A 12,187-nucleotide genomic window follows, 5' to 3' on the forward strand; every position below is an offset into this window, starting at 1 on the left:
ATCCGGATTTATTCGTAGGTTATTGTGAGGTTTTTTATAGGCATGCCATTCTCGTCAAGGAAGCGGACGCAGAAATCACTCATGCCCGGGCCGTTGATCACGGCACCCCATACGATATTTTTTCCTTTATTGATGGTAAGGCGGGGTGATACGCAATCATCCATCACCATACGCCTGTCGCCCGATAACAGTACGGTTTCTTTTCCGTTCAGCCACCACATCGATGCCGAATTTGACCCTGCGGCCATTCTCACATTTTTTATTTCATGGGGACTATTGATAACGGTTACCGCCCAAAACAAAACACCATAGGTTGGTTTATTTAATCCGGAGGCAAACCGGAAAAGTTTAATATTAAAATTATTACTCTCCAACGCATGCCAGGTTAGCCCCTGCGTATCAACCTTTACCTTTTCACCGTTTTTCGGAACCGCGGTAAACTGGTTCGGAAAATACGTGGTTGTAAATGCTGCCCGGAGGTAACTATCTGTAAATACGGTATTACTGCGGTTGGGCTTATTAATGGGCTCAAGCAACAACCAGCGCCGGATAAATCCTTCGGCATCCGGTGTATTTTTCAATGTGTTAGCCGGTGTAAAATAGGGAGCGAGACTCGCCGTAGTATCCCTTCCGACTATCCCATTTGTTTTATCGTGCTGCGGAGCAGAGCGACTAAGCGCTGCCGATGCTAATAAAATTGCAAGGCTTACACCCGGCAACAAAACGTTGCGTTTTATATTCATGTGATGTTTTCTGTGGTTTATAAAGATGTTCCGGTTCAAAAATAGAGACGATAGCAGGCGTGAGATACCACTATTTGGTAAAACAAAACAACTTTTGATGATTGACTGCCAATTATTGGCGGCCAATCATCATAGGAATCTATTTGCGCTTGGAGAGCTTAATTACGCTAACGGAGTATGGCTCGAATTTGCGTACAAACGACAGGCCAAGTCCAGCTATGGTTGATGTAACCGGAACTATCTTCGTGGGCTCGTCAATCGTATTGGTGTCTTCCGGTTTATCGCTCTTTAGCACAACCAACGTGCCCTTTGCCGATACATTTCCGCCTTTTAAATTAAATGTGATTTCCCGGGCAGTCTCATCAGTATTCACCACCTTCAGGTATATATTTTCAGCATCCTGGGTACAAACATAAAACAGGGCCGGGCGCTCCGCTTTAGGGCGCCGCGCGTTAGGCGGCCATGTACTTATTCCCGCGGTGTCTTTGGCTGCGGGTTTCCGTAGCGGTGCATTTTCAGCTGTTATTGGTACTACCTTTGTACCAAGGTAACTGCCAAACATTTTTTGCACATAATAGGATGGGGAACCGTAGCTTTTAAGGGCGGTATAACCAATCAGGTCCGAATCCCATTGCCATGCTTTTGGCTGGCCGTTAACGGCAGTGTTTACATTAACAAATAACGGCGCGTAGCACGAACGTTCAACCAGGTCGCTGTTACGTTCCATGCCAGTCATCCAGGCGGCATCTCCAAGGGCGGCGTTCAGGTTGGTAGTAGGGGCGCCTTCGCGGGTGGCCCATTCGCCCACAAATATTTTAGGGCTGGTTGCACGGTTGTAGCTATCGTATTTGGCCGCATCTTCTTCCATTTGCCAGGCCGATTGGTAGTAGTGCTCATCAACCATTTCGGGTTTAACGCTAACTACATGGTCGGGCTTATAATCTTCAATGGTTGAGATACAGCGCAACTGTGGATATTTAGCTTTTATAGCTGCCTGGAATTGTTTGAAGCGGCCATCATAGGTATGCGATCTGTCAAACCAGTCTTCATTCCCTATTTCTATATCAGTAAGTTTAAAAGGAGCAGGATGGCCATCTGCGGCGCGCCTTGCACCCCAGTAAGTTTTAGTATCGCCAATACAATACTCAATTTCATCCAGTGCATCTTTAATGTATGGTTCAAGCAACGGACCTGCATCTACGTGATCACCCCGCAAGGAGTATCCTGCATACACGGCCAGTAACGGTTCCATTTTTAAATCTTCACACCATTCTAAAAACTCCAGCAGGCCCATGCCATCGCTTGCCCGGTATCCCCAACTACCGGTATGGCCGGGGCGTTGCTCCAGCGGCCCCAGGGTTGTTTTCCATGGGAAGGCATCTCCCAGGTACGGTCCTTCTAAAAAATTCCCGCCCGGAAAGCGAAGAAAGGTCGGTTTCATATCGGCCATCATCTGCATCACATCAATTCGGTTGCCGTTCGGCCGGTTTTTATACGTAGGAGGGAATAACGAAACGAGATTAAAATAGTATGTACCTGTTCGGGCAGATGAAATTACAAACCGGGCGTCGGCAGTTGGTTTAATTCCTGCGGCGGTTGTAATAGTTAACTCGTGTTTTTTCCAAAAAATGCCCTTTGCAAGATTGATAGAGCCTTTGGCGTAAATTGTTTTCCCATCGTTACTTTCCAGGCTAACGTTAATAATACCCGGCCCATCTTCAGTAACCGCGGTTGCCGGTGCCGGTGCGTCGGGGCGGTTATTTCGCGGAAAACTGATGGTGCCGGTTTTAATATAAAAGGAACAACGATAGGTTGTTGATGGTGTAACCGGGATGCCCCAAAAACCTGTATTGGCGATGCCGGCCCTGCCGCCATTTACTTCGTTAACGGTAAGCTTAAGGCAGGTTGTCAATGCGGCATTGATGGCATTACGACCCTGATCGAACGGAACATTGGCAGGGTCTGCGCCGATGAGCTGGATGGATGCTTTGGCACCATCCTCAACAACGCTCCAGCCTTCAGGCTGGCCCGCATTATCCTTAAAAACCCGGTTCCGGATCAGTTCGGCATATAAACCGCCATCATAAGAGTGGTTGATCTCTTCGGTCATCAGGCCATATAATTTCGGGCTCACCTTTACACCTTTGGTCAAATCGAGATTAAGGCGTGTTTGCCCCTGTGTATTGGCCAACGCGCCCAAGTACAGGGCGGATAGGAATAGTATTTTTTTTGTCATTACAGGCGTATCAATATTTTTTAAAATGATTATCCAGGTTGATATGTGTTTGTTTTATAGTGTATTGCTGATATGAAAAAAATCAAAATCCACATAACCGCCAGTTTTCCCCGCGGCGTAATTAAACAGGCCAAAGCGGTATCCCATAAAATGCGGAAGGGTATAAACCATTTGCAAGGGGGAGCCGATAGATACCCATTTTTTTCCGTCGAGGCTATAAAAAAACCAGGCTTTATCGGCACGGTTGGTAAAGTCGCAACTTGCCTTAAGATAAATTGTTGTTTGTTTTAAAGGAATTTCCAATGTTTCAGCAGGAGTGCCAGATTGAGCGTTTATCATCACAATGTGCCTGGCACCATGTTCTGATTTTACGCCGACGAAGCCGTATTTTTTCTGCAGCAAAGCCAGCCCTGCCACATCGCCGTCTCTCATATTGGTAACATCAAGCGCAGTTATTCCCGAGCATTTGGGGCCGATAGTGCGTTGCGTTAATGTGTTTCGTGCTGATAGTAAAGTGCTGTCAGTCCGCCCGGTAGTTAACCTCAGATAGCCTGGCCGTTTATCTAACGACCATAATTGATTATCAGGATTATGGTTCCATTGCCATACCAGGGGGAGTGGGCGATCTCCCTTTTTACGACTGAATTCATCAGAAGATACGATACCCGGAATCAGGCTTTTGTTTGCAGGTAAATTCAGCGTATCGGGCGCTTGGTGATCACCCGGTACCGGCCACCCGTCTGTCCATGTAACCGGTACCAGGTATGGCACCCTGCCAACGGCACCAAAATCACGAAATAAATAGGCATACCAAATGCCTTTAGGGGAATTAATAAGTCCGCCCTGGGCTACTCCCTTGTCCTGCAAACCCACGCGGCCTTCGTAAGGGCCGGTAAGTTTATCCGCCCGGTGTATTAGAACGGTGCGCATGCCGCCTTTAGGCCAGCTGATATTAAAAAGGAAGTATTTACCATTAATTTTAAACAGCTGCGATCCCTCGGTAGGTAAGCCAACATTTGGTCCGGCAACAATGCTCGCATTTTCTATCAAAACCTGCGGCTTCTTGGCCGGGCGAATGCCGGACAGATCATCTTTCAATTCGGCCAGCATTATTTTGCCACTTCCGTAAATCATATAAGCTTTGCCGTCGTCATCAAAAAAAAGCGAATGATCATGTAGTGATGGTTCGAAGGATTTTACTTTCCAGGGGCCTTTCTCAATGTTTTTTGTGCTGTAGATATAGGTTTTATTGGTTGTGCCCGAAAAGGTAGACACGTAAAATGTACCCTTATGATAACGCAAACTGCTTGCCCATGAGCCCCGGCCATAAGCATTCGCTCCATTTGCCAGGTTAAGGGCGGCTCCGGTATCAAGCGTGTTATAGGCGTAGTTTACGATATGCCAGTTTACCAGGTCTGTCGATTTCATGATGGGCAACCCGGGGCTGAGATGCATTGTGGTACTGCTTGAGTAATAAGTATCACCAACCCTGATCATCGATACGTCCGGAACATCGGCGTAGATAATTGGGTTTTGTGCCTTCTGCGCGCTTACGGATAGTGTTGCCAACCGGCATACCAGGCAGGCCAATGCCAGTTTGCTAAGCACCCCGTTTATGTTTTGATTGCCCTTCATTTAAAAAGTGTTAAAAATTAACTACGTCCCAGTACGCCTTTTTACGCTGAAGATTTTCATCAAACAGCAGGGGATAGGCCTTGGTAACTTTACGGCTTGTAGCCTGGCTGGCTGCGGCGCCACCGGCAATACCCCCGCCGCGATAATCCAGCCAGCTGTGCTTGTCTGATACATTCCAGAAAGTAACCCCGGTAATAACTTTTTTGTATTTCCTGAATATTTCAAATACGGCCTTATATCTCTCAGCCTGTTGGGCAGCCATCGATTCTGTATAAGTAGAATCCGGAGGCGTTTGATTGGCTGTTTTATATGATGGGGCTGTGCGTACCGTAATATCCAGTTCGGTGATCTGGAGTTTTAATCCAAGTGCCGCGTATTTATCTATGGCTTCGGTTATTTGCCCAACGCTGGGTTCATTCAATTTCCAATGCCCCTGCAATCCTATACCGGTTACCGGTACGCCGGCATCCTTCAGGCTCCTGATTAGTTTGCAAATCTTATCCCGTTTCGACGGAACTTCGCTATTATAATCATTATAAAAAAGCTGGGCATCCGGGTCGGCTTCGTGCGCGTATTCAAACGCTTTGGCAATAAAATCCTCGCCGCAGATCTGGTACCACAATGTGTTACGCAGGTAGAGATCGGGCTTATCATCAATGGCTTCGTTAACTACATCCCAGGCATAAATCTTACCCTTAAAATGGGTTACAACCGCTGTAATATGATCTTTAAGCCGTTTCAATAAAACTTCCTTACTTACCTGTTTGCCTGTGCTGTCTTTAAACATCCATGCCGGTGCCTGTGCATGCCACAATAAATTATGGCCCCTTATTTTTATGTGGTGTTGTTGCGCGAAGGCCACTATTGCATCAGCGTTTTTCCAGTTGTACTCATTCTCCTGTGGATGGATGGGGCCCATCTTCATATCATTTTCGGGTGTAACGCTGTTAAATTCCTTTACAATAAGTTCTGCTTCGGGGCCACTGAGCGCTGCCGTGTTAACGGCTACGCCAATTGGAAAGTATTTTCGGTAATAACCTTTCAAGCCTTTATCGGGCTTGTAAAGTGAATTGGTTACCCGATCCTTTTTGATTTTGGGATGCAATGGCTTCCGGTCAGTGAACGATCCAAAGGTGACAGGAATCGCCAATAAAAGCGGCAACACAGATAGTTTGAACGTATTAAGTCTCATTTCGATTTTGAATAATCATTCGATGTAATTGCTGTTATTTAAAACTTATCCAGTCAATACTGGCATCGGTGCCGCTTTTTAATACAATCACCAGATCGGCAGTTTTTGGCGGAAGAGAGGTAAGGTTGCTTTGTACAACCTGCCAATCATTGCCTCCGGCAATGATTGCAGTAGCCAGTAACTTACCGGCGGAATTGCCAAGCCGCATTTCTATCGTCGCAGGGCCTGCCGCGTTAGCCATTACCTGCATTTCTTTAAACTTTTTGCCGTTGAAATCAACGCAGTTATAACGAATCCAACTGCCGCTATTTTTAAACGTGGTTTTCCAGCCATCAAACTTTTTTGCCGTATCAATAAACGAAACGTTTACGGTACTATCCTTATCGCTGTACCTGTCTATCTGGATTTTATCTGATGCTTTGGTTATCCCTACACCGCGCAGGGTGGGTATAACTTTTTTGATAGTTCCATCAGGATTAAAAAACAGGCTGTCGCACCTTATCGACCTGTTTTTATCAAAGTTAGGCGACAGGTCATCGTTGTGATAAAATAAGTACCATTGGTTTTTAAATTGGATAATAGATTGGTGATTGGTCCAGCAGCCGGAAGCCGATTCATCCATTATAATGCCTGTAAATTTAAACGGCCCCATCGGGTTATTGCTTGTTGCATATTCCAGGCGCTCAATTTTATTGGCCACGTGCGGATAAGTAAGGTAGTAAATGCCGTTGCGCTCAAACAGGTAGGGGCCTTCCTTTAGTCCTTTTTCGGGCAATGCGGTTAAAATTATTGGTTCTGATGCCAGTTCGAGCATGTTTTCCTTCAGTTTCGCTGCATATAGGTTGCCTTGCGCCCAATATAGATAAGCCTGTCCGTCTCTATCAATAAACACATTAGGGTCGATACCGTGTACGCCTTTTATGGGCTCTTGCTGTAGGATAAAGGGGCCGTAAGGTTTATCGGCTACCGCTACGCCTATGGTAAAACCCCGGCCATTCTCGCTGCCTTTTTTGGTGGTTGGAAAGTACATATAATACTTGCCGTTGCGGAAAATGCAATCGGGTGCCCACATGCTGTATGATGCAGGATCGGCCCACGGGACGGTGGTTTGGCTGATGATCATGCCGTGATCAGTCCAATCGGTAAGATTGGCTGATGAAAAAACATGATAATCTTCCATGCAAAACCAGCCCGGACGGCCATGACCGGGTGTTGCCTTAATATCGTGGGAAGGATAAACATACACCCTGTCGCCAAAAACACGGGCCGAAGGATCAGCCGTGAACTGGTCCCTGATTAGCGGGTTTTGTGCTGCCGATTGCCCGGCTATACCCGCTACAGATCCCAATAACAATAACCAAAATTTTAATTTTTTCATGCGGTGAATTTCCCGGTTGGGATTTTTGATCGTCAATTTTATTTAAACAGGATAGGCGCGAACTTGTAAAGATCATTTCGCCATACTGGCCAGGTATGCCCGCCCGGGTATTCGTAATAGGTATGCTTTATCTTCATCTCATCCAGTTTCCCGAGCATAAGCTGGCAGTTTTTATACGCAATATCTTCTTTACCGCCCATGGCAATCCAAAATGCTTTCAGGTTGGTATTGATCTTAGCAGTGTTTTTCTTCATAAAATCATACTGCGCATCGGCGATACTGTTTTGCATCGGTACAATCCATCCCGAGCTGAATACGCCAAGGTAGCTGAACATATCGTTGTTATATATGCCTGTGTAAAGCGTATTTAGCCCACCCATAGATAGCCCGGCCAAAGCACGGCCCTGGGCGTTACGTTCAACACGGTAATTTTTCTCTATAAATGGAATAATGCTCTGCTTTAATTCGTTTGCAAAGGTTTTAAGGCCGGCTTCGCCAAAACCCGCACCGCTAAAATTAGCATCGGGCATAATCACCAGCATTGGCTTAGCCTGTTTGGCGGCGATAAGGTTATCCATAATCATATCGGTTTTGCCCTGGGTTGCCCAGCCTGTTTCGTCCTCGCCGCCGCCATGTAATATGTACAATGCAGGGTATTTGGCCTGGCTGGCATCATAACCCGGTGGAGTATAAATAAACAGCCTCCGCCATGATTTGGTAACCGCCGAAAAATAGGTTTTTATACGGATCTCGCCATGCGGAACATTTTTTATAGCATAATATTCACCTCCTGCAAAAGGTATTTCAATACCGCTGGCCATACGCCCCATACCGTAAAAAGTTTGGCTGGATGGGTCGGCCATGGCTACGCCATCTATAATCATCGAATAATAATGAAAACCTTCGCCAATAGAATCGGTTGTAGCGGTCCAGAACCCGGCGCTGTCTTTTGTCATATCATATTTTTTTCCAAGATCAACTTGTACTTTTTGTGCATCCGGTGCCTTAAAACGGAATTGCACCCGGTGATCGGGCAGAATAAAAGGATATTTTGAACCCCTGATATTGGTTGAAGCCGGGCCGCCCAAAATCATGGTATTGAATTTATCAATATTAACAGGTTTAAACAGAAATTGCGAAAACAGGTAAAGATCATTTTTCCAAACCTTAAAATCATGGATGCCCGGTTCAACGCTGAAAATATGCGGAACGTTTTTCTGTTCGAGGTAGTCGTGGGTGCGTTTACTGAATGACATCAGTCCGTCATGATCGCCGCAGGAGATCCAGAGCAATTTCAGTTTGCTTTTGGCGGCTTCGGGATCAGGTACCAGCTCTTCAGGTTTTTTTGTGTTGGGTGCAGATGAAAATCCGCCAACCCAGGCAAATTTATCCAGGTTACCCAGGCCGAAATTGAGCGACTGTCCGCCACCCATCGATAAACCTGCCAGCGCGCGGTGCTCCCGGTCAGTATACACAGGATATTTTTTTTGGATGTATGGGATCAGATCGTCCAACAAGTCATGCTCGAAGGTTGCAAACGCCGCAACCTTGTCTGGTGCCATGATATTGCCTGTAGCGCGGTCATCTTTCATAGCGCGGCCGTTGGGTAACACCACAATCATCGGTTCCAGTTTTTTATCGGCATACAGGTTATCCAGTATTACCTGTGGCGTGCCCTGGTTAAGCCATTCAAACTCATCGCCGCCAATGCCATGCAGCAGGTACAGAACGGGGTACGTTTTTTTAGCAGTATAACCGGGCGGGAGATACACCACAGCACGGCGTTTAGCATCAACCGTTTTGGAGTTATAAGTAATGGTGTCTAATTTCCCATGCGCTATCCCGGTCCGGTAAGTATCGAATCCGGCAGGCGAGTGTTTAAGCGCAGGCTGCGAAATGGCCATTATAGCAGGTAAAATACCTATAGCGGTAAGGTAGGCTATCTTCTTCATAATTTTGATTACCTGTTAATCCAGACAGATGATCTGCCCGGATTAACAGTATGTTAAAGCGGATTATATGGTGTTGTTTTACTCGTAACGAGGAATACCCGAAAGTAGGTTAAGCAATTTCCGGTAGTTAACACAAATTATGATAATGATAAAACGAATGTTTAAGCTGTGAAAATAAATACGCCGGTGCTCCCCGCCGGTAATCACTAAAACTGATCGTTCTTTACCATAAATTACTAATATAGGTTTTAATTTCTTGATTTTGAGTTTGTTTTATTGTGTTGAAAGCTGCTTTGCGGTGCTTTTTTGAGCATCAATTGTAACAATGATATAGCTTTTTTTTCGTACGGGTTTGCGGATACATTCGTGGTATCAAAATATTGGTTTGTGGTAGCAATCCATGTCTGGTACGGATACTTTCGTAAGGCTGCAATCAGCGCCCGATTATAAACTTCTAAAATCAATCTTATAAACCATGCAATTAAAAATTTACTTACCCAAGCCGGTTACGGTGGTGGTGATGGCTTTAATTTTTTGCCTGCCAGCCCTCCGGAGCCCGGCTCAAAAACTAAAACTAAATAAACTGGGCTACTTTGAAACGCCCGGCGTAAACGTACTGGTATTCAGTAATCAATATAACGGAATTTTCCAGGACGAAAAAACTGCGGGCGTTGAACTGATTCACCACGGTGTGCGTACCATTACCGGCGGCGCGGTACGCCTGCAAAACACGCCCGAGCAATGGGACCTGGTACCTACGATGTCGAGCCGAAAGGTAGATAGTGTTAATCACCGTATAGATGTAACCATGCATTATGCCGATTATGATTTTGATTCGCGGATCAGCGTAGTATCAAAAGGTAATGGTGTTGAGTTGAGTTTATACCTCGATAAGCCTGTTCCGGAGAAGTTAGCCGGCAGGGCAGGGTTTAATCTCGAGGTAATCCCGTCCGCTTATTTTGAGAAAACATTTTTTGTTGACGGAAAACCGGGCGAGTTTCCTTTGTATCCGGCAGGCTTAACAAAAATGCTTCCTTCGGGTCAGAAGGTTCCTCAGTTTGCAGGCTTTAGCACCTTTGATGACCGAGGCCGCAACGAATTTATTGATCCGGCTCCGCTTGCTACCGGCAAAACGCTGGTGATGGCTCCTGAAGATCCTGAACGTAATATCAAAATCCAATCAGCTGATGCCGATCTGATGTTATTTGACGGCCGAAGCCTTGCGCAAAACGGTTGGTTTATTGTGCGTAGCCTGTTACCCGCCGGTAAAACCGGCAAGGTGTTAACCTGGTATATCGAGCCTAACGCCGTACCTAACTGGAAACGTGCGCCGGTAATTGAGTTTTCGCAGGTAGGTTATCGTCCGGAGCAACAAAAAACGGCCGTAATAGAACTTGATAAAAGTGATGCGCCGTTAAAAACCGCAACTCTTTTTGAGGTAACAGCCGACGGGAAATATATTGAACGGCTAAAATCAGACGTGCAGCACTGGGGCCAATTTACCCGCTATAATTATTTAAAGTTTGATTTCAGCAGCGTAAAAAAATCCGGTTTATATGTTATTGCCTACGGCAATCAAAAAACCAATGCCTTTCCTATTAATGCCAACGTTTATGAAAACATAGGGCACCCCACTATGGATGTCTGGTTCCCTGTTCAGATGGACCATATGATGGTGAATGAGGCCTACCGCGTGTGGCATGGCGCTCCGTTTTTGGATGATGCCTTGCAGGCTCCGCCCAATCATCAGCACTTTGATACTTACAAAATGGGGGCCACAACCGATACCAAATACAAACCGCTTGAGCGCATCCCCGGCCTTAACGTTGGGGGGTGGTTTGATGCCGGTGATTTTGACATCGAAACGCCATCGCATTGTAGCGTTGTACTAAGTTTTGCCGAGGCCTGGGAGAATTTTAAGATAGACCGTGATGAAACTTATGTTGATTACCCAACCCACTACGTTGATATACACCGGCCGGATGGTAAGCCCGATGTTTTACAGCAACTGGAACACGGTACGCTTGCACTGGTGGCGCAGGTAGTGAATATCGGCCACGCAGCGCGCGGAATTATTGTGCCAAACTTACACCAGTACCACCACCTTGGCGATGCGGTTAACGAAACAGACAATCTGCCTTACAATCCATTATTAAAACCTTATCAATCGGATGGTAAATCAAGTGGTACGATGGATGACAGATGGGCGTTTACCACCCGGAACATTGCACTGGATTACCAGACTGCGGCAGCACTTGCCGCAGCCAGCAGGGCGCTGAAAGGCTACAACGATACCTTATCTGTAAAAAGCCTGCAATGTGCCCGCAAACTGTGGCTTGAAGACGACAGCCTGAAAATGCATATGGACTCGGCTGCTAAAGCACGTAACATGTTTGCCTCGGGCAACGAAATGCAGGCCGCGCTTCAATTATATATCACCACAAAGGAGCCGCAGTTTGCAGATCATTTCAAAAAAATGATCATGCCCATGCTTGATCGTTTTCCCGGCTTTGTTATGATTAATGCCTTGCACGCCTATCCATACATGGACAAAGATTACCAGGATAAAATTGCAGGCTATATGCAAAAATATAAAGCCTCGTGCGATGAATATGATAAGCAAAACCCTTATGGTGTACCGGTTACTCCCGGCGGCTGGGGCGGTAGCGGCCAGGTAATAAACTTTGCCATCACCAACTACTATGCTAATAAGTATTTCCCTAATATCATAGGTCAGGAGTATGTTTATAAAGGGTTGAACTATATCTTCGGATGCCATCCTTATTCAAACCTCTCCTTTGTATCGGCAGTTGGCGGTCGTTCAAAAAAAGTAACCTATGGTAATAACCGGGCCGATTTCAGGTTTATCCCTGGTGGTGTGGTTCCAGGTATCCTGTTACTGAAACCCGATTTTCCTGAAAATAAAGAAGACTGGCCGTTTTTCTGGGGCGAGAACGAAGTAACGATAGGAGGCTGTGCACAATACGTTGTTTTGTCGGGAGCCGTTAATCAGTTAGGGCAGCATAATTAATCAAACTTTTTATCAAACAG

7 protein-coding genes are annotated in these 12,187 nt (G+C 46.0%); 1 reads left to right on the forward strand and 6 read right to left on the reverse strand.

Annotated elements, in window-relative coordinates; genetic code table 11:
- Window positions 1-8 precede the first annotated feature (8 nt).
- The 6 genes from HYN43_RS07170 to HYN43_RS07195 all read right to left on the reverse strand — a co-directional run bounded on the left by HYN43_RS07170 (window position 9) and on the right by HYN43_RS07195 (window position 9,136).
- The gene (locus HYN43_RS07170) at window positions 9-743 is read right to left on the reverse strand and encodes an acetylxylan esterase (RefSeq protein WP_119408792.1); all 735 of its coding nucleotides are present in this window, start codon (window positions 741-743) and stop codon (window positions 9-11) included.
- A 139-nt stretch (window positions 744-882) separates the two neighbouring features.
- Window positions 883-2,979 (reverse strand): alpha-L-arabinofuranosidase C-terminal domain-containing protein, encoded by a 2,097-nt coding sequence (locus HYN43_RS07175; protein ID WP_119408793.1) that lies wholly within the window; start codon window positions 2,977-2,979, stop codon window positions 883-885.
- Window positions 2,980-3,033: 54 nt separating this feature from the next.
- On the reverse strand, window positions 3,034-4,614 hold the full coding sequence (locus HYN43_RS07180) for a glycoside hydrolase family 43 protein (protein ID WP_119408794.1): 1,581 nt from the start codon (window positions 4,612-4,614) through the stop codon (window positions 3,034-3,036).
- A gap of 10 nt (window positions 4,615-4,624) precedes the next feature.
- The gene (locus HYN43_RS07185; protein WP_119408795.1) at window positions 4,625-5,806 is read right to left on the reverse strand and encodes an endo-1,4-beta-xylanase; all 1,182 of its coding nucleotides are present in this window, start codon (window positions 5,804-5,806) and stop codon (window positions 4,625-4,627) included.
- 34 nt (window positions 5,807-5,840) lie between these two features.
- Window positions 5,841-7,184 (reverse strand): family 43 glycosylhydrolase, encoded by a 1,344-nt coding sequence (locus HYN43_RS07190; protein WP_119409297.1) that lies wholly within the window; start codon window positions 7,182-7,184, stop codon window positions 5,841-5,843.
- 38 nt (window positions 7,185-7,222) lie between these two features.
- Complete coding sequence (locus tag HYN43_RS07195; RefSeq protein WP_119408796.1) at window positions 7,223-9,136, reverse strand: alpha/beta hydrolase-fold protein; 1,914 nt, start codon at window positions 9,134-9,136, stop codon at window positions 7,223-7,225.
- Window positions 9,137-9,611: 475 nt separating this feature from the next.
- On the opposite strand from HYN43_RS07195, the gene HYN43_RS07205 reads away from it, so the two are divergent.
- Window positions 9,612-12,167 carry a glycoside hydrolase family 9 protein gene (locus HYN43_RS07205; protein ID WP_205589892.1) on the forward strand — a complete coding sequence of 852 codons (2,556 nt, stop codon included), beginning with the start codon at window positions 9,612-9,614 and terminating at the stop codon, window positions 12,165-12,167.
- Window positions 12,168-12,187 lie beyond the last annotated feature (20 nt).

The organism is Mucilaginibacter celer (assembly GCF_003576455.2).
Lineage (GTDB): Bacteria > Bacteroidota > Bacteroidia > Sphingobacteriales > Sphingobacteriaceae > Mucilaginibacter > Mucilaginibacter celer.

Excerpts from the sequence above, each read along its gene's own strand:
- HYN43_RS07180 (WP_119408794.1), bottom strand. The coding sequence starts at position 4,614 with ATGAAGGGCAATCAAAACATAAACGGGGTGCTTAGCAAACTGGCATTG.
- HYN43_RS07205 (WP_205589892.1), top strand. The coding sequence starts at position 9,612 with ATGCAATTAAAAATTTACTTACCCAAGCCGGTTACGGTGGTGGTGATG.
- HYN43_RS07170 (WP_119408792.1), bottom strand. The coding sequence starts at position 743 with ATGAATATAAAACGCAACGTTTTGTTGCCGGGTGTAAGCCTTGCAATT.
- HYN43_RS07190 (WP_119409297.1), bottom strand. The coding sequence starts at position 7,184 with ATGAAAAAATTAAAATTTTGGTTATTGTTATTGGGATCTGTAGCGGGT.
- HYN43_RS07185 (WP_119408795.1), bottom strand. The coding sequence starts at position 5,806 with ATGAGACTTAATACGTTCAAACTATCTGTGTTGCCGCTTTTATTGGCG.
- HYN43_RS07175 (WP_119408793.1), bottom strand. The coding sequence starts at position 2,979 with ATGACAAAAAAAATACTATTCCTATCCGCCCTGTACTTGGGCGCGTTG.
- HYN43_RS07195 (WP_119408796.1), bottom strand. The coding sequence starts at position 9,136 with ATGAAGAAGATAGCCTACCTTACCGCTATAGGTATTTTACCTGCTATA.